Annotated in this window: 14 protein-coding genes and 1 tRNA gene; 3 read left to right on the top strand and 12 right to left on the bottom strand. The window is 51.0% G+C overall.

What is annotated here, in order from left to right; all coding sequences use genetic code 11:
- Nucleotides 1–35: 35 nt before the first annotated feature.
- Nucleotides 36–1,205 (bottom strand): MFS transporter, encoded by a 1,170-nt coding sequence (locus MCON_RS10120; RefSeq protein WP_048132325.1) that lies wholly within the window; start codon nt 1,203–1,205, stop codon nt 36–38.
- A 226-nt stretch (nt 1,206–1,431) separates the two neighbouring features.
- Here MCON_RS10120 and MCON_RS10115 point away from each other — a divergent pair, with 226 nt between their 5' ends.
- From MCON_RS10115 to MCON_RS10105, 3 genes are all read left to right on the top strand, one after another.
- Entirely contained in the window at nt 1,432–2,823 is a 1,392-nt protein-coding gene (locus tag MCON_RS10115; RefSeq protein WP_013719875.1) for an NAD(P)/FAD-dependent oxidoreductase, read from the top strand.
- 144 nt (nt 2,824–2,967) lie between these two features.
- A complete protein-coding gene (locus tag MCON_RS10110) occupies nt 2,968–3,864 on the top strand; it encodes a diacylglycerol/polyprenol kinase family protein (RefSeq protein WP_013719874.1) in 897 nt (298 codons plus the stop codon).
- A 37-nt stretch (nt 3,865–3,901) separates the two neighbouring features.
- Nucleotides 3,902–4,639 (top strand): head GIN domain-containing protein, encoded by a 738-nt coding sequence (locus tag MCON_RS10105; RefSeq protein WP_013719873.1) that lies wholly within the window; start codon nt 3,902–3,904, stop codon nt 4,637–4,639.
- A gap of 429 nt (nt 4,640–5,068) precedes the next feature.
- Here MCON_RS10105 and MCON_RS10100 read toward each other — a convergent pair whose 3' ends face one another.
- From MCON_RS10100 to MCON_RS10055, 11 genes are all read right to left on the bottom strand, one after another.
- Nucleotides 5,069–6,079 (bottom strand): YbgA family protein, encoded by a 1,011-nt coding sequence (locus tag MCON_RS10100; RefSeq protein ID WP_013719872.1) that lies wholly within the window; start codon nt 6,077–6,079, stop codon nt 5,069–5,071.
- A 41-nt stretch (nt 6,080–6,120) separates the two neighbouring features.
- The gene (locus tag MCON_RS15290; RefSeq protein ID WP_013719871.1) at nt 6,121–9,117 is read right to left on the bottom strand and encodes a PAS domain-containing hybrid sensor histidine kinase/response regulator; all 2,997 of its coding nucleotides are present in this window, start codon (nt 9,115–9,117) and stop codon (nt 6,121–6,123) included.
- Nucleotides 9,118–9,326: 209 nt separating this feature from the next.
- Nucleotides 9,327–11,099: an SLC13 family permease gene (locus MCON_RS10090; RefSeq protein ID WP_013719870.1), complete on the bottom strand. Its 1,773-nt coding sequence runs from the start codon at nt 11,097–11,099 to the stop codon at nt 9,327–9,329.
- Between the two features lie 140 nt (nt 11,100–11,239).
- Nucleotides 11,240–12,775: a beta-ribofuranosylaminobenzene 5'-phosphate synthase gene (locus MCON_RS10085; protein WP_013719869.1), complete on the bottom strand. Its 1,536-nt coding sequence runs from the start codon at nt 12,773–12,775 to the stop codon at nt 11,240–11,242.
- Entirely contained in the window at nt 12,772–13,419 is a 648-nt protein-coding gene (locus tag MCON_RS10080; protein WP_013719868.1) for a coiled-coil protein, read from the bottom strand. The genes MCON_RS10085 and MCON_RS10080 overlap by 4 nt, the downstream gene beginning before the upstream one ends.
- Nucleotides 13,420–13,598: 179 nt before the next feature.
- Entirely contained in the window at nt 13,599–14,738 is a 1,140-nt protein-coding gene (locus MCON_RS10075) for a hypothetical protein (protein ID WP_013719867.1), read from the bottom strand.
- 348 nt (nt 14,739–15,086) lie between these two features.
- On the bottom strand, nt 15,087–16,031 hold the full coding sequence (locus MCON_RS10070; protein WP_013718511.1) for an IS5 family transposase: 945 nt from the start codon (nt 16,029–16,031) through the stop codon (nt 15,087–15,089).
- Nucleotides 16,032–16,186: 155 nt separating this feature from the next.
- On the bottom strand, nt 16,187–16,639 hold the full coding sequence (gene tnpA, locus MCON_RS10065) for an IS200/IS605-like element ISMco2 family transposase (RefSeq protein ID WP_013718496.1): 453 nt from the start codon (nt 16,637–16,639) through the stop codon (nt 16,187–16,189).
- Between the two features lie 89 nt (nt 16,640–16,728).
- Nucleotides 16,729–16,813, bottom strand: a tRNA-Leu gene (locus MCON_RS10060).
- A 141-nt stretch (nt 16,814–16,954) separates the two neighbouring features.
- Nucleotides 16,955–17,110: a hypothetical protein gene (locus MCON_RS16275; RefSeq protein WP_157863776.1), complete on the bottom strand. Its 156-nt coding sequence runs from the start codon at nt 17,108–17,110 to the stop codon at nt 16,955–16,957.
- Nucleotides 17,111–17,258: 148 nt separating this feature from the next.
- Nucleotides 17,259–18,140: a prohibitin family protein gene (locus MCON_RS10055; protein ID WP_013719866.1), complete on the bottom strand. Its 882-nt coding sequence runs from the start codon at nt 18,138–18,140 to the stop codon at nt 17,259–17,261.
- Nucleotides 18,141–18,175: the final 35 nt, after the last annotated feature.

Here is an 18,175-nt window from a genome sequence, read left to right as displayed (position 1 = left end):
TCGAGGATGGATAAGTTGACCATCCCCCCTATTTTTTATGAAAGCCTCCGCGGGTATCCAACGGCTGAAAAGAGCAAAGCTGCCAGGAGGATCAGAAAGGGGAAGACGGAAAGGGTGGCGGTGAGCCCGAACTGGTCGGCAATGGCACTCGATACCGAGACACCAAGGCCGCCAGCGCCCATAGCGATACCCATGAAGAGGCCCGAGATCAGGCCAATCTTGCTCGGCATAAGCTCATGAGCCATGGCAATCGTCACCGAGAACGAGGCCCAGAGGAAAAACCCGAAGCAGAGTATCGCGAAAATCTGAAGCGCATCATTCGTCAGAAGAATCGCGGCAAAAGCCGGGATGGAACACAGAGTTGTCGCGATAACTACCGGTTTCCGGCCCACCCGATCGGAGAAGTAGCCTCCGGCAAGCTGCCCGACAACCCCAGCTAAGAGCATGGAGCTGATGAAGAAGGTTGCCTCAAGCAGAGGGTACCCGTTCAGGACAAGGTAGGTGGGGAGGAAGGTCATCGTCCCGACGGTGACCCAGGAGCGGAGCGTAGAGCCGGTGAAGAGAAGGATCACCGGCTTCCAGTTCTCCTCGCCGTCGGACTCTGCCTGTCGTGCCGCCACCGGGCAGGTGTCTGGGATCGGACGAATAAGGAGGAGAAGTGCGCCGATCACAGCAGGTATCAAAAGCCAGGTTATAGCAGAAAGGCCTCCAGCCGTGATCACTATGCCGGCAAGGATCGGTCCGAGAGCATGACCGAGGTTTCCGCCCACGATAAAGAAAGAGGTGAGACGGCCCCGGTTACTCAAGACAGCAATCGAAGCTACCTTGCAGAGTGCACCCGGATGGAAGGTTGCAGCGCCAACAGAGGCGATTGCGACGCAGCCGAGCATGGCCAGGTAGTGGTTCGATAGCAGGCCCAGAACGGCTATCCCGCAGCCAGAGAGGAGGATGGAGACTGCCACACTGACCCGAAACCCTCGCTTGTCTGCGAGACTACCGAAGACCGGCTGGAGCAGCGAGGAGATCAGGCTGTGCATCACCGGGAGGAGCGCGGCCTGGACATAACTGTACCCGAGGGTGGTGATGAGAAGCGGCTGAAGTGCCATCAGCACCGGAGCATAGATATCATTAACGAGGTGCGCAAACGACAGCTGGGCGATCTCCCATAACCGTGATGGGGGTTGTGCCAACTGATCTTGCGACATGGATGTGCTCTCGCTCGTGCTGATGGTCCTTATATACCCTTGTATGAGGCAGGCTCCTCAATGCCCTTATTGTAGACAAAATCAGAAGCGGAAAAGATCTGGGCAAGAAGGACAAGCGATATCTCGATTTCTTTTCTTATTACAATGATCCGAAGGTTAATCGCGCGATCGCTAATATTCGCTCAGACGCAGATATAAATAGCCATAACACTAATATCATTTTTGTATGGTCGATGTGATCATCGTTGGTGCCGGCCCTGCGGGACTGTTCGCCGCTTTAGAGCTTTCCAGGTCAGATGCTAAAGTACTGGTGATAGATCAGGGAAAGGACATCCGGGATCGCAACTGTCCCATGAAGGATAGAGGCCACTGCTTTCACTGTTATCCCTGCCAGATAATGTGCGGGGTGGGAGGAGCAGGCGCATTCTCTGATGGCCTTCTCAACCTCCATCCCACAATTGGAGGTGACCTGGAGAGCCTGGCGAAAAGCGAGGCCTGGAGGCTGATCGATGAGGTCGACTCCGCTTTTCTCAGATATGGTGCGCCAAACATGGTCATTGAATCATCAGAATACGATAAAGAACAGCTCAGGCGAAAGGCGGCTGCTGCCGGAGCCCGTTTTGTGCCCATAAATCAGCGCCATATGGGCAGCGACAGAACGCCCGAGATAATAGCCGCGTTCAAGATGGATCTGGAGCGGAGGGGAGTTGTGTTCCGGCTGAACTGCCGGGCGGAGGATCTGATTGTTGAGGGCGAGAGGTGCACAGGAATCCGGCTGGCCGATGGCACAGAGGAGAAGGCCTCCCGGATCCTGCTGGCTCCAGGCAGGATAGGAGCACAATGGATCAGCATTCTCCTGGACAGGTACGCTATCAAGGCCAGGTACGGGCCCCTGGATGTAGGTGTCAGGATAGAGGTGCCCTCGATCATAATGGATCCCATCACCCGGATAAACAGGGACCCTAAGTTTCACATAGTCACTCGCAGGTACGACGACTTCGTCCGGACCTTCTGCACCAATCCGGGTGGTTTTGTGGTCAAAGAGGAGTACCCTGATTTCATCGCCACCAATGGCCACTCCATGATAGTAGAGAAGTCTGAGAACACCAACTTCGCCTTCCTGGTTCGGCTGGAGCTTACCCGGCCGGTGGAGAACACCACCGCTTATGGCATGTCCATAGCAAAGCTGGTCACAACCATTGGAGGGCATAAGCCGGTCATCCAGAGGCTCGGTGATCTGCACAGGGGCCGCAGGTCAACTGAGGAGAGAATAGCCCGGAACACTGTGGAGAATACCCTCAAGGATGTGACCCCGGGGGATATTTCCATGGCCCTGCCTCACCGGATAGTGATGGACATCATCGAGGGCCTGGAGATCCTAAACCAGATCATCCCCGGAGTTAATGCCGACTCCACCCTAGTATATGCTCCCGAGATCAAGTTCTATGCCCGGAAGATCGAGGTGGATGGCAGCTTCCAGAGCTCTCTGAAAGGGCTATATGTGGCAGGAGACGGCGCGGGCCTGTCTAGGGGGATAGTGAGCGCAGCGGCAACGGGAATTCTGGCTGGAAGGGGAATACTGTCGGACCTAAACGGGGATCGAATTGAACCGGCATAGCTCTTTGATACTGATTTATCCTGATTCACTCTGATTTAATAATCCCTTATCAGGCGGCAATGAAGCACACCATTCTTTTATATACCTCCGGGTCAATTGCCCGATATCGATCAGCTACATGGTTGCTATCGATCAGGAGAGCCCTTGTCCCATTCCAATCCAACCTCGACCGAGCGCTTCAAGCTCCTCCTCGTCAGCATCATCGCTGCAATGTTGATAGCCACTGCCATGGAGGTCTTCATAGGTGTAGGGGGAAGCACCCGGATTGAGATACTCAGTGGCTGGTTCTCGATCCTGTTTCCCCTCCTGGGAAATCTGATATTTCCCGTATTGTATTTCGTGGGACTTATCTTCGGCAGCTACCAGGTATCAGGGAAAGAGATGTGGTGGCTGGACCTGGGGCTGGTTGTTGCCATCGCCGGCCTGGGATATGCCGTTGCCGAGGCAATAGTCTTCCGGGAGAGGAAGGCAAAAAACAGAGATGATGAGCGGGCGAGAAAAGCTCTGCATATTGCTTCCAACCTGGCTACATGCCTTTTGATCTGGATTTTTGGCATCCGGACGACATCGATCTTTGTCCTCTTATTGACATGCACAGAGATCCTGCTCATTCATCTGATCGCATCCGGGATTAAGGTACCAGGGATGAAGGAATGGGTGGAAAACGTGGGCCGGGAGGGAGAGATCCCGGGTGAGGGAGCGCTTTACAATGCCCTTGGAGTCCTCTTTGCCCTGGGCCTTTTGAGGGACCATCCAGCGGCAGCGATCGCTGTTATCATCATACTGGCTATGGGCGACGGCCTTGCCACATTTATGGGAAGCAGCTATGGCAGACATAAGCTGCCCTGGAATGAGAGCAAGACCTTTGAGGGAACTGTTGGCTTTGCCGCAGGGGCTATGGGTGCATTTATGGTGCTGCCGACTGTAGGGACCCTAGCCATTGTGCTCCTGTCCAGCATCATTGAATCGCTCCCCTTAAAGGTCAACGATAACATCGTCCTTCCAGTAGCAGCTTCTCTAATGTATTATTTAGTGCTCTGAATAAAGAATAGACGCATATTCGTCTGGATCAGGTGCAATGATGAAACCATTGATCGAGCAGATCATCCTCATAAGCGCAATAAGCATAGTCCTTTTGGTTTTTATCAGCGGCTGCATTATGCCCGGCTGCATTCAGGGATCAGGAAGTTATGCTTTTGAGAACAGGACGGTTGACGACTTCAGCAGCATCGACCTGGCGGGAATCGGTGATGTCTATCTCGTCCAGGAGGAGAAGCATTTGAGAATTGAGGCAGAGGATAATATCATTCAATATATGAAAACCGATGTTTCTGGCGGAAAGCTCACCATATATCAAAGGGCGGACTGCATAAATCCCCATGAGCCCATCAAGATCTTCGCCTCCACCCCAGTGCTGGAGAGCATAAGCATCAGCGGCTCTGGGAGGATCATCAGCCGGTCCCCTATAGAATCTGATGCTCTCAGCCTTGGCATGAGCGGCTCGGGAAGCATGGAACTGAACATCCTCTGCCAGGATCTTCGGGCGACAATATCGGGCTCGGGCGATGCCCTCTTGAAGGGCGTGACAAAAGACAGCGATATTATGATCAGCGGCTCGGGGACGATGCACGGCTATGATCTTATGACAGACCGGTCTGATGTAACCATCAGCGGCTCTGGAATGGCTCAGGTAAACGCCATGGATGAGCTGAATGCCCTGATAAGCGGCAGCGGAAGCGTTTACTATAAGGGCAATCCCAGGAATGTCAGCCAGATGGTCAGCGGCTCTGGAAAGGTGATCGTCTCTGAAGGGTGATCGTTCGGAAGAGCGATATCTCCGGAAGATGGGATGATGATGGGATGGGAATGATGAAAGGGAATAGCAATGAGAGCTAATAAAGTTGGATGGCTCCTCGCTATTTGGTGTGGGTTCGTGCGCTATTCACAGGAATTCGACATTTTTTCATGATCCTCTGTGCGCTCTGTGACTCTGAGGTTTTTTTCCGTAACTACCATGTGTTTGAATATTCAGCTACGAATATTAACCGCAGAGTTCGCAGAGACGTGAAAATTTGCCTTATTACCAGCACTTGAAAAAATAGCATATTTCTGAGCGAATAGTCGTCTCCGTTCGTTCGTCCTCCGTGCGCTCTGCGCCTCTGCGGTTTTATTCCGTATTCCGTAAACCACCAGTGTTAATTATCCCGCTACCCACTCGATACAGCGAAGAGCCAGTTGGATCAATTTAATCAGCTCTGCCCGCTTTTCTCCCTTCAAATAGATCTGCTCCCGCCCATTCGCATTGAGTGTCCCGGCAGAGCTCTATCAGTTTCTCTGGAAAGGGCTCGAAAAAGGTCTGCTCCTTCAAATACTCCTCATCGAAGCGGGCAATCCAGCTCTGCAGGATGGAGAGCGGTGCGCTGAACGGAAGCTTCTTCTGCTTGTACTTCTCAATGCTCTGCAGAAAGAAGGCTTTCTCGGCAGAGGATAGCTCATGGGAGAAGTATCCCAGGGAGTGCATGAGCACATTGGCTTTGGAAGTGTACCTGGGAGGCCTCATCAATGCCATTGCCAGATGCTCATGGTACTCTCCCAGGAGCTTTGAAATATCCTTTCCCTCCCGGTTGGCCACTATATTTCCCAGGACCTTCGCCTCCTTCTGGCTGTGTGCTGCCAGCAACAGCTTGTTGGTGGAATGAAAGCGAATGAGCTTTGCCATATTGACCTCTCTTTCCACCTCTCTGTAGGCGGCCAAGGTGAAGATCCTGGTCAGAAAATGCTCTCTGAGATTGTTGTTTCTCAGCCTTCCCTCATCCTCAATGGCCAGATCTGGAAAACTCTTGACCACAGCTCCTCCGAAAAAGCCAGCTGCTTTGGTTGCAGTGCTTGGACCGTCCTGGCTGGAGTAAACCTTGATATCCTTCATGCCGCAGGATGGCGAGCGGAACTTCAGAATGAATCCATCAATTCCAGATAGCGAACAAAGGAAGCTCCTGGAGAACGATACCATCCTATCGGTCACATCCAGACCGGTGGCCGGTTGGATGAGCCTGAGCTCTCCCTTAACAGACACAATCCGAATAGAGCTTCTGGGAACTCCAAGGCCTATCTCCATTTCCGCGCATACCGGGATGAAGTGGGCATGAGGCTTGAGAGCTGCTACAAAATCGCTCGTTATCATGCTCCCGTCATAGCGGCAGTGATCAAACTCTATGCATCTGCTTATAACTATATTCGGCCTGGGAAAGCAATTCATTTAAAATTGACTTATGAGCTGATTGCTATTAATCATTATCATCACACCGACGTCGAATCTCTCTGATATTTCTCCAGCTCCCGAGCCAGATCCTCTTTTCGAAGTGGTTTGCTGATATATCCGTCCATTCCTGCTTCAAGGCATTTTTCCATGTCACCAGGCAGGGCATAGGCGGTGAGAGCTATGATCTTCAGTTGGCTCTTAGGCCAGCGCTGGCGGATGATGCGCGTAGCCTCCAGACCGTCCATCTCAGGCATCCTCCAGTCCATAAGTACTACATCGAAATCGTGCTGCTCCAAAGCCAAAAGGACCTCTGATCCGTTACATGCTGTATCCGCCCTATATCCCAGTCTTTTCAGCATCTTCTGGGCCACCCACTGGCTTGGCATATCATCCTCGGCCAGGAGTATTCTCAGAGGGCTGATCTGAGGTTTTTCTTTTTTGACAGGTTCTTTTCTTATCTCTTTTTCAGAGCTGTTGGGAAGGATGTCAGACAATGCTCTATGCAGCTGAGTTGGTTTGAGTGGTTTGGTCAGATGAGAATAACCGTCAGGCACCTGCTTTCCCCGGGTGGTAAGCAGGAGCAGAGGCATGGTCCTCATGCATCTTTGGATCTCCTCGGCCAGTTCCAGGCCGCTATTGTCCAAAAGATCCGTGTCCAGTATAGCGATATCAACACCGCCCCGCTGAATGCACTGGATTGCCTCCCAAGCAGATGAGGTAATAAGCGGAATCATGCCCCAATCACAGATCTGTTTGCACAGGATACGCCGGGTGGTCTCGTTATCCACGATTATCACAACCCTTCTGCCTATCATCTGGGATGTTGCTGCCGGCGAATCGAACTTTAGTTTCACTGCAGGCGCTCTGATGGTGAAATGGAAACTGGAGCCTGTACCCTCACTGGACTCCGCCCAGATTCTTCCCTTCATCATCTCCACCAGCCTCTTGGATATCGCCAGTCCCAGGCCCGTCCCTCCGTACAGCCTGGAGGTCGACGGCTCCATCTGGCTGAAAGGAAGGAATAGAAGCTTCATGCGATTCTGTGGAATGCCTATCCCCGTGTCCCGAACCTCGAATTGAATCACATTATCGCCATCGACCTCCTGAGCTGAGACTGTGACCACGACCTCGCCCTTATCCGTGAACTTGACTGCATTGGAGAGCAGGTTTCCCAGCACCTGTTTGAGCTTGGAAGGGTCGCCTACGATCATTTCAGGAACGCTTTTGTCGATTGAATAAGCCAGGTTTAGGCCTTTATTAGCGGCATTGATCCCCACCAGATCCAGGGAATCTTCAACACACTGAGCAATAGCGAACTGACACTCCTCCAGAACGGTCTTATTGTTTTCCATCTTGGAGAAGTCGAGGATATCATTGATCACTGTTAAGAGGGCGTCGCCGTTGGTCTCAATTACCTCGATGCAGTCTCTTTGTTCTGGCGTCAGCGGCTCCTCCAAAAGGAGGCTGGTCATTCCTATTATGGCGTTCATGGGGGTTCTGATCTCATGGGACATGTTGGCTAAGAAATCCGATTTGACTCTGGCTGCCTCTTCTGCCTCCCTCTTTGCTTTTTTCAGTGCCTCCTCTATATGCTTTCTTTCGGTCAAATCCACAGCCACCCCCACCAGACCGATGAGCTCTCCCCGGCCATCTCTTATGCTGCTAAAGCACTGATGGAAGGGCACAGTGCTGCCATCCTTCTTCTTGAAGTAGAACTCTCCATCCCAGTTGCCTCTGTCTTTGATAAGGTCTGAGATCACCCTGTTCATCTTGTCAAGTCCCCATTCCGGCACTACGGTCTCAGCGATATTCTTGCCCATAGCCTCCTCCGACTTCCAGCCCAGGAGGGTCTCTGCAGACTTATTCCAGTAGATTATATTCCCTTCCAGGTCTGTTGCGATCACAGTGTTATGGACCTGCTCTAAAAGATCGGCTTGGAAGCGTATCCTCTCTTGGGCCTTCTTTATATCGGTGATATCTCTTATTATGCCCACAATAAGCCATTTTCCATCGGAATCAATGATGGGTATCCTCTTGATGAGAACAGTGGCTGGAGCACCTGGAGAATAGGAATGGATTTCCTCAACTACAGTCTCCCTGCGGCTGTTAAAGACCTCTTCGTTTCTCTGCCAGTGGTCGTCTGCCATCTCCCTGGAGAAGCAGAAATCGTGCACCTCCTCGCCTAAGAGATCCTCTTTAGGGAGGCTCATGAGCCTGCAAAAAGCGGCATTGACGAGCACCAGACGATGTTCTCTGTTTATGACAAATATCGGATCGCTGATGGAGTTGATTATCATATCCAGATAGTCTCTTGATCTCTCGAGAGCTGAGTTTGCTAGCTCGAGCTCCTTCGTCCTCCAGGCGACTCTTTCCTCCAGCTCCATCTTCGATCTGCGAAGCTCATCGTCGTTAAGCTTATGATCGGTTATATCCTTGATAACGGCAAAATATGCTATGGTAGAGCCGGATTCGTCAAGCTGGGGTATCAGGGTTATGTCCTGATACTTCAGACGATCTCCTGAGGGGAAGGTTATGCAGGAGATCACCTCCTCACCTGAGAGGACCCGCTGGATGAGAGGAAGATATGTCTGGTATATCTCCTCGGGCAGGATATCGGAGATATGCCGGCCCACCATCTCTGAGCTATCAAGGCCCAACCAGTTGGCGTAGGATTGGTTGACGAAAAGGTAGCGCTGATCCGAGCTGATGTGCACGAGCATAAATGGCAAGGGACGATTGTCGCTGGCAGGAGCCATGGTATTCTCTTCAGGGTCCTGTTCTGCAGATTGAAAGGATTTGGGCTTTTCATCTTTTAGATGGGGCTGCAATCCCAGGGGGGATTCATTATTCTGGGCATTTGCTGAATCATTGGCAAGCAGTGAATCAAAGACCGCCTTTGCCTGTCTCAAGGGATCGTACAGAATCTCTTCTGAATTGCTTTTATCGCTAAAATCCCATTTTTTAAGGTCATTAAGCCTATCCTGGATATCGGATATCAAGCTTAATACCTCGTTGCTGGCAATTCTGCAGTTCATAAACAGGCACCTATCCGGAGACACATTATTCAAACCGTTTGAATATAAGATATTTTCGATCGCATAATCAAATACTAAATAAATTTTTAATTGCTTCAGGATACTCCGAATACAGGTCAGATATTTTCTAGCTAATAAATCTCTGTCTTGAGCCAGAAGTTCCTGTCGACCTGTTCTTAGACTGCGCCGGATACTGGATACCGTTCTTATTAGAACAACGGCCAGAACCATAATATCAAGGGAATTGCCACCGCGGTGACGATAATAGATAGCGGCAGGCCCATATGCCAGTAGTCGCCGAACTTATAGCCCCCTGGCCCCATCACTAGAGTGTTGGACTGGTGGCCTATCGGGGTCAGGAAAGCGCATGAAGCGCCAATGGCTATCGTCATCAAAAAAGGATCGGGAGACGCACCGATGACCAGGGCCGTGTCATAGGCGATTGGAGCCATGAGGACGGCTGCCGCTGCATTGTTCACCACATTTGTGAGGACCATTGTCCAGACCAGCAGGACAGTCAAAATGACCGCTGCGGGAAACTGGCCAAAGACCTGCAGCAGGTTCCCGGCAAGCAGCTCCGCTCCTCCGCTGCTCTCCAGAGCCTGGCTGACGGGAATCATTGCTCCCAGGAGAATGATGATCGACCAGTCTATGCTCTCATAAGCCTCCTGCAAAGTCAGGATTCCAATCAGGACCATGACCGTTGCCGCGCCGACAAAAGCAACCTCCACGGGAAGCAGGCCCAAAGCTGAGCCGATGATGGCAAGAGCAAAGATGACCAAAGGCAGAATCATATTTTTTGCCTGGCCCAGCTTTAGGCTGCGCTCTGCCAGCGGCAGGCAACCCAACAGTTCCACAATTCCAGGCAGGGAATCCGCTGAGCCCTGCAGGAGCAGAACATCCCCTGGATGAAAAATGATCTGGCTCAGGCGCTTCAGGCTTTTGGAGTCGTGGCCGGCCACAGCGATCAGATTGACACCATAGTGCCGACGCATGCAGATGCTGTTTGCGGATTTTCCTGCCAGAAGGGAGCTGTTCATCACCACTACCTCCATCAAGCCGATCCTCTCTGACTGAATCGCTCCTGCCTCCTTTGAGCCCACCAGCTCAAGATTGGCGGATTTGAGCAATTTGTCCAGGGCATCGACGTTGGTCTTGATGATCAGAATGTCATCCGGCAAGAGAGCCTCACTACCATTCAAATCCGGCAAGCATTGCTGTTCTCTCCATAGTCCCAGGAGCTGGATATCAGATCCTGCTGCAGACAAAAGCTCATGGATGCTCTTGCCCGATGTCATCGAAGTCTGGGGGATTCTCACCTCGGTATAGTAGTTTTCAACCTCAAATTCCTCTTCCCCGGAGGCCTGCCCCTGGCGTATGGGGGTTAGCCTCCATCCTATCAATGAAATGAAGACCAGGCCGACGAATGCTACTCCCAGGCCGACGGGCGTAAAATCGAACATAGTGAATGGCTGTCCAAGATTATCTGCCCTGAAAGTGGAGATGATGATGTTAGGAGGAGTTCCAATGAGGGTGATCAGGCCGCCCAGAAGCGAGCCGAAGGCCAGGGTCATAAGGTAGAGGGATGGCGAGCTGCCGCCGGAGCGAGAGATGCGGATGCTTAAAGGCATAAGAAGGGCCAGGGCACCCACGTTGTTCATGAATCCTGAGAGGAGGGCCACCAGACCGGTCAGGGAGAGAGCCTGACTATTGACTGAGCGGTTCGACTTCGAGATATGCCGGAAGATGAATTCAATTAAGTCGGATTCCAGAAAACAACGGCTGATTATAAGCACAGCCGCTACGGTAATAACGGCAGGATGAGCAAAACCGGAAAACGCCTGGCTCCAGGGCACGACGCCTGCAATGACCGATGTGAGCAGTGCCATCATGGCAACCAGGTCGTAGCGCCATCGCCCCCAGATGAAAAAGGCAAAAGCAATGGATATGATAATAAAAATTGCGGCCTGATCTGAATCCATTGTTCGTTATTAGCACGCAGAAGGATTTATTTTTTTTGTTTAGTCAGATTTTTTTAGAGGGCCCAAGAATGGCAGATAGATATCATAGACGGAACCATCTGAGCCGGATGGGCTCAGGCGGAGATCAGTCGTGAATAGAATCATTGGAGCGCCCTGATCCGAGCCCCTTCATTTCGGGCTCTTGTGATCATGACCTCTCCTCCCACAGATCTCATTACATCATGAGCTGCGGACTCGATGTCTCTTGTCTGGGTATCGGTGATGACATAAACCGTCGGCCCAAAGGAGCTGAGGCCGGCGCAAGCAGATCCCGCTGCTCTCATCTCTTCCATCAGGCTGCGCACCAGGGGATGCTGGAGCATTATCTCGATCCTCTTGAATCCGATCTCTTGAATCCGGTTTATCGCCGCTCCAAACTCATCCAGATCCTCTTCCACCACAGAAGGCAGTATCCTCACAAGGATCTGGTAGCAGAGCTCATGAACTTCGGCTGGAGGCAATGGGCAGTACTTTTTGAAGATATCCGCCTCCTGCTGGCCATGAGCGCCCCTGGGAACCTCGGGTATTGCGAGCAGTATATTCCAGTCCTGGGGAAAATCGTGGCGAGCTGTCGCTCTCGCCGGGCGAATGCCTGATGAGACAGACGAAGGCCTGAAATCCGTCTTCTCTCTGCCCGGTCCAAAGGTGTGCCCTCCATCGATTATAAAGCCGCCCATATCGAAGGCCGCTGTCCCGATCCCGCTTGTTCCGCCGCGGTTGATGGTCCTGGCGATCTCCCGCACGCCAACCTCCTTATGATAAAGCTCGCAGATCGCTTTTCCTGCTGCAATGCCAAGCTGCGTTCCCCTGCCCAGGCCCACATGCATTTTATAATTCTCTCTCAAGGTCAGCCGCGCTCCTCCCAGGCCAAAGCGTTCCATTACTGCCTGGGCGGCAGCCTTAGCCCGGTCGGCATTTTCTCCCGTGACCAGGAGTTCATTGCTTCTCTCCGCTTCAAGCAGGATCCCTGGCTCGTCCAGTGTGATTCCTGCTCCACCATCCACGCGGCCGGATGTGCCAGTCAGATCGGTCAGAGTCAAATGGATCCTGGCTGGAGTCTCTATCACCACTCTATTGGCATCCTGAAAACTGTTGTAGGGGAACGTCTCCTCAATAGCTATCAGCGGTTCTCCTTGCCGGATGATTTTATAATTGCGCTGGAGCGCTAGCTCCTTTGGAAAGATGTTGAAGATCTGGCCCAGCTTCCTGTCGGCCTGCAGGAATCCTGCACTGTTAATTTCTCGTCTGGACTCGATTTTGTGCTTTTTCAGGATGACTCCAATTGGAATATCTGCTCGGGTTAGGTCGTCCCGAAAGCTATCCTCCAGCCTTTTTAGAGGCGTGTGAGATACAGCATAAATGAGAGTTTCGCCTGTCCCTGCCTTCTTCAGCTTCACCACCCGATAGTTGACATCTTCTCCGGGATTCAGGTTCAGCTCTTTTGCCACCGCTTGGTCTGCAGGGATGATCTCTTGTGCTAACGTTTCGATCTCGATGGGACTTCCGGTGAGAATCTCCAGAAGGCTGGTCACGGACCCATCGGTCCCTAAAAGCATCTTCTGCACAGGACTTAGCCTGCCTACAATGCTCTCCAGCTCAGAGATCCTTTGAATAGGACATTTGTGAGGACTCTTCATTGCAGAGCCTTCAAGAACTCCCTTTGAGCGGCATCGGCTTCGGCCCGAGTCTGATCGGCCTCTTTGAAGTTGCTGATCATCTGATCGTGGCATTCCTGGGCCATTTCAGCGAAGTTGATCACTTTATCGTGGTAGCTGGATGCCTGGTCTCTCAAGGATTGCGCTTCATCCAGCAGCTTTTTCATCTCCTCTGTCTTCTCAAGCTCCTCTTTTCTTCCATTGAACTCCGCCTGCAGGGCAGCAATTTTGTTGACCAGTTGCTTCTCTTTGTCCGGGCTTAAGACCTCAGTCTGTTGCCGGAACTCCAGATAATCTATCTCCCGGCGCAGGTCGGTTATGGACCGCTCACCGGCGCGGTGGTTGCTGTGCTGTTTTCGGATTGAGTCGATCTTTTGATAGAGCTGGCTGACCAACTCATTGCACTCATCCCACTTCCTTTTGGACTGTGCCACATTCTTATTGCATTCGTCCCGCAGCTTCTTGAAATCCTGTGCCGTATCGATCAGCTGTTCAGTGGCCTGGTTGAGCTCATTTCGCCTGGCGGCCCACTTGCTAGCCTCAGCGTTTTGCTCCCTCGGTCCATCCTTGAGGCCAAGGGACTTCTGTCCGAGTTCGCCTCTCTTATCATCCAGTTCTCTCAGCATTCCCCACATGCCTCCTATTTAAGCCCGCGATCGGGACTGGGTCCTACCGAAATCAAAAACCCGGGAATACATCCTGGGCGGCCAAGACTAATGAAGTACGCCGGAAGATTTATAGTTTCTGTCAATGCCTCCTTTACATGGAATAATATGCAGTGGCAAAAAAAAGATATAAGGATTGTCTAAATCTGAGTCTGAGCCTCCGCAGAATTCCCTAATAAACCACCGCTGCTAGAGTCTCTTAATCCTGTGCAAAAGCACTGACCATTTACCCAATTGCAATAGGGGTTCTGCTGACAGATCGTAGCCTCATCGGGTTCGGGAGAGGGTTCAGGTATGGGGTTTAAGCCGCGGCAGAGACACTGGCCGTTCACCCAATCGCAGTAGGGTTTCTGCTCGCACTTCTCCTTTTCCGGATCAACGGGATCCGGCATAGTGCAAAGGCACTGGCCGTTCACCCAATCACAGTAGGATTTCTGCTCACACTTCTCCTTTTCCGGATCAACAGGATCTGGCATAGTGCAGAGACACTGGCCGTTCACCCAATCACAGTAGGATTTCTGCTCGCACTTCTCCTTTTCCGGATCAACAGGATCTGGCATAGTGCAAAGGCACTGGCCATTCACCCAATGGCAGTAGGAGTTCTTCTCGCATTCCTTCTTAGGGTCGGTGGGGGTTACCTTCTGATGGTAAATGCCATACACGTCGATGGTCACAGCATTGCTAACACTGTTGCTTAATGCGAATAAGCTTAGATGCCTGCCCGGAGTGTCCGCATAATACCAGATATAGTAGTATCCCGGCGGGACTGATCCCAGGTCGTGCTTCATTACATATCCGCTGGGATAAATCTCAAATATGGAGATCGGAGAAGCTGTCGGCACATAGAGAAGCTCCCGTGCCCAGCTGCCCAGAGGCATAGTGGCGTACCAAGACCAGCTCACCGATCTTTCAATCCATAGGCCGGGAGAGGCGCGGGGATATTGAACTTCAAATCCGTTCCATCCCAAATAGCTCCCTTTGAAGAAGACGTGCGTGGATTGGCTGGCTTCGGCATCAAAGGGCAGGAGCGTCAACAGCTCAGTGTTTGTCGGTGTCTGTGTGGTAGAGAAGGCTTGCTCAGTTCCTGCTGCGGTGGCAGTCATTTGTGGTATCTCTGCACCGGCAAGAGCGCCGGCGCCAGCCTCAATTCCCTGCAAGGCGGAGCTGGAAGTGCTAAGGCTCTCTGCTTTTTCGCTTCCGGATAGATCATATCCACCTAAGGCTATGCCTGCGAAGGAGATGAAGGCTATCAGAGTCCAGATAACGGCTCGATTTATCACGATTTAAACCTCTCATTCAATTCTTAGTCATATTCGAGTATCACATCTGTTCAAACCGGGGGCTGAAGACATGCAGGTTTTTGTGGATAGGGCTAGAATCTGCAAAGTTCAGTCCTAGCAATATAAAATAAACAATCCGAATTTCGTCTATTTAATCTTTATTCCTGCAAAATGTTTGCATACCAAATTATAAGTTTTATGCTAATGAGGATTCCGATTAACGTGATGTCGATGGTCCCCATAATGGAATCCGTCAATATTTTGACGTTTTCACTCTAATTTTTCCAGCTCTTGCCTCCTGAATCCCTCATTTTCCTCTTATTTTCCATATTTTTTCGACAGCTAAAGCTAAACCACCATTTTGCTTTTGGCCGAGGCCAAATGATAGACATTGAAAACGATACCCGTAATCATCATCTTGACTCGAACTCTGGCAACTGTAGTAACAGCGACATGCCCTGCTTTGCAGACACACTTGATGAAAGCGTAGAACCTCTCTACAGGCGATCTTTTACTGGAGATCCGCTTGTTGCGCATTTCATCCTTGTAACTTAAAGGATGGCCTCGGGTGGCTTTTCTCATGGCTGCATCATATCCTTTTGTCTTCGCGCCAGAATATCCTTTATCCGCATAGCGAACTTCGCCTTCTTCTGCTAAATCTACTTGACTATCATGGACATTAGCAGCTGTAACCTCGATCCTTCTAATCAAACCAAATTTCTCGTCCATGGCATCATGCAGCTTGTAGCCGAAAAAGGATTTAGTTCCTTTTTTCGCCCATGCTCCATCTTTACTTCGCCTGGTCTTGGCTTCATCGCCACGAGGAGTATCTGCTTTGGCATGGCCAGGATCAGATGTTATGAACGTGGCATCCTGCATGATTCCCTTTTGCACCTTGAGTTTCATGGCATCAAGTTGCCTTTGCATCTCAGCCCATATTTTCTGGTCTGCACCGGTCTCAGCAAGGCGTTCTCTGAACTTCCATATCGTTGTGGAATCTGGAACAGTCTCCGTTGTGCCAAGAAACACTCTAAACGAGATGCGATCGGCAATTTCCCGTTCAAGCTGCTCATCGGATAGGCTGTATAGCTGTTGAATGAAAAGCGACTTGAGCATCACGATCACATCGAGATTCGGTCGGCCGCCGCATTCGGTATTGTTCCTGTACATAGCTTCAAGCGGCGGTCTGAAGCCTTCCCAATTTAGTCTACCCCCAATATCGACCAGCTTATCTCCAAGATCTTTGACCCGTTCGTATTCCAGACGAAGGGCAAAATCAGTGAGGTTCCTCATGTAACATTATATACTAACAATAGTATTTATAGTTATCGATTAAATGGGGTTTTTCGGAATTCTCTAATTATAGTCCTTATCCTGAAATGACCTGTTTTTATAGTCAAACAGCGCACCCCGCTGCAAGCAGCGGGGCATGTTCGCGCCGTTTGCCGTCATTCGAAATCTAACAAGTTCATTTGCTTATATGCTTCCTTTTCTTCAGGCGATCCTTGAGTTTCAACGTAATTCCGTATAGTGTCGGCCATAACACCATCACCTACTGTTCCAACATAACCTCCATCGCTCCAAAATTCGCCACCCCAAAGCTGTTTTTTCACTTCAGGATACTTCTTAAAAAACTCTCTTGCGGTTATACTTTTTACAATTTGCATAACCTTTGATGGCGAATATCTTGGCGCTGCTCCAACAAAGATATGAACATGATCACCATCAGTACCAATTGCATCGAAATCGAAATAGTATCGTTCACCGATCTCACTGCATACGAATTTGATATAATTAATGCGATCGATATCCTGAAGCAATTTTCTTCTATATTTTATACTAAATACCATATGATATCGAATTTTGTAGGCACAATGGCTTGCTTTTTTAACCTCAATCATCTAACATAGAATATGCCCCTTTCCTTAAGTCGGTTTCCTGACCATCCCAACCGCAGCAAGCTGCGGGGTATTCATTTAAAAATAAAATATGCGGGGAAAGGGATTCGAACCCTTGAACTCCTGCGAGAATAGATCTTGAGTCTATCACCGTTGGCCTGGCTTGGTTATCCCCGCATACGACCTGCATCTATTCGATCGACTTCCAGCAGATCGAGGATAATGCAATCACCTGCTGGTTTATGAATCTTGCCATCCGCATTCCTCCTGGCCTGGGCCCTACGGGGCGGGAGGCAATCACCATAAAAAACAAGCCTCTCAGGCATCCACATGATTCACGCAGATCCAGTGATAGTAGCCGAAAATCCCTGTTCCTGTGACCTCGTCGAACTCCTCCAGCTCGCAGCCACAGATCTGGCAGACCTCGCCATCCGGAACCTCGATCTCAGCATCATTACATAGAACTGTTACCATAATCGGGCTCCATAGCAAATAACTCAAATCCTTCAATGGCATACCTCGATTGTATCCAAGCCTCTCCGGCGTTGAGGGAGGCCAGCAGGCCGACTCGCGGCGTGCACAAAAAACAGCCTCCCCATATCAATATTAACCTTAATAACCCTCAGCTCTTAAGCCCAGGGGCGGGGAGGTTGAAGAGCACCTCTCCCCCACCCGAGCCGATGGGCACGTAGAGCACATTGGGGTTGTTCTTGATCGCCTGCACGAACTCCCAGGATACCAGGGTTGGCGTTACCGATTCTCCCTTGATCCGGTTGGCCTCCGCTATGCCCTTGGCCTCGATCACCAGCCTCTCCGCTTCCTTCTCAGACTGCTGGATGGTAAACTGCATCTGCTGGGCCTGCTGCTGCTTTTGCTGTTTGGTGGTGATGGCCACCTGGAGTTCAGTCGGCAGGAAGATCCCCCTCAGCCAGACTCTCTCGATGATGATGCCGGTTCTATCTAGCTCCATCTTGAGCTGCTTTTCCACATCCGCCTGGATCTCAGTCGACTTATTGGTGTAAATGTCCTCGGCGGTGTACTTCTTGATCTCCGCTCGAAGCAGGCCCATGAAGGAAGGAGTCAGCTTGGTGTCCACATAGTCTCCTCTTACCGATCTGAAGATGTCCGGAGCCTTGGCCGGATCAAGGTGCCACAGGACGCTGCTGTCCAGATTTATCTCCAGGCCCTCACGGGTCAACGTCCCGGTTACCTGCTTGTACTCTATCTGCTGGGTCTGGGTGTTCATCTGGTGGACGCTGGTGAGTGGATCTTTGAGGTTGAATCCCGGACTCAGGACAGTATCGGAGACCACCCCAAACCGGTCCTGCACCCCCACATGCCCGGCAGGGATTATGGCAATGAAGGATCCTCCCACTAAAACCAGCAGCAGCAATAAGATGATTGCAGTGGCAATGAAAGCTGTTGCTCCGAGAGAGAAATGTGGTGGCTTAGGCATCCTCTCTCTTATTTTTTCCCGTAATATATCGCTATCTATTCCGCTCATCTATTCCTCCGCTATATACTGCTATGCTCATTAGC

The sequence above is a fragment of the Methanothrix soehngenii GP6 genome (assembly GCF_000204415.1).
In the GTDB taxonomy this organism is placed as follows: Archaea; Halobacteriota; Methanosarcinia; order Methanotrichales; family Methanotrichaceae; genus Methanothrix; species Methanothrix soehngenii.
Note: the sequence above shows the minus strand (reverse complement) of the source record. Positions and strands in the feature narration are given on the sequence as shown.

Excerpts from the sequence above, each read along its gene's own strand:
- MCON_RS10120 (WP_048132325.1), bottom strand. The coding sequence starts at position 1,205 with ATGTCGCAAGATCAGTTGGCACAACCCCCATCACGGTTATGGGAGATC.
- MCON_RS10115 (WP_013719875.1), top strand. The coding sequence starts at position 1,432 with ATGGTCGATGTGATCATCGTTGGTGCCGGCCCTGCGGGACTGTTCGCC.
- MCON_RS10105 (WP_013719873.1), top strand. The coding sequence starts at position 3,902 with ATGATGAAACCATTGATCGAGCAGATCATCCTCATAAGCGCAATAAGC.
- MCON_RS10100 (WP_013719872.1), bottom strand. The coding sequence starts at position 6,079 with ATGAATTGCTTTCCCAGGCCGAATATAGTTATAAGCAGATGCATAGAG.
- MCON_RS15290 (WP_013719871.1), bottom strand. The coding sequence starts at position 9,117 with ATGAACTGCAGAATTGCCAGCAACGAGGTATTAAGCTTGATATCCGAT.
- MCON_RS10090 (WP_013719870.1), bottom strand. The coding sequence starts at position 11,099 with ATGGATTCAGATCAGGCCGCAATTTTTATTATCATATCCATTGCTTTT.
- MCON_RS10085 (WP_013719869.1), bottom strand. The coding sequence starts at position 12,775 with ATGAAGAGTCCTCACAAATGTCCTATTCAAAGGATCTCTGAGCTGGAG.
- MCON_RS10080 (WP_013719868.1), bottom strand. The coding sequence starts at position 13,419 with ATGCTGAGAGAACTGGATGATAAGAGAGGCGAACTCGGACAGAAGTCC.
- MCON_RS10070 (WP_013718511.1), bottom strand. The coding sequence starts at position 16,031 with ATGAGGAACCTCACTGATTTTGCCCTTCGTCTGGAATACGAACGGGTC.
- tnpA (WP_013718496.1), bottom strand. The coding sequence starts at position 16,639 with ATGATTGAGGTTAAAAAAGCAAGCCATTGTGCCTACAAAATTCGATAT.
- MCON_RS16275 (WP_157863776.1), bottom strand. The coding sequence starts at position 17,110 with ATGGTAACAGTTCTATGTAATGATGCTGAGATCGAGGTTCCGGATGGC.
- MCON_RS10055 (WP_013719866.1), bottom strand. The coding sequence starts at position 18,140 with ATGAGCGGAATAGATAGCGATATATTACGGGAAAAAATAAGAGAGAGG.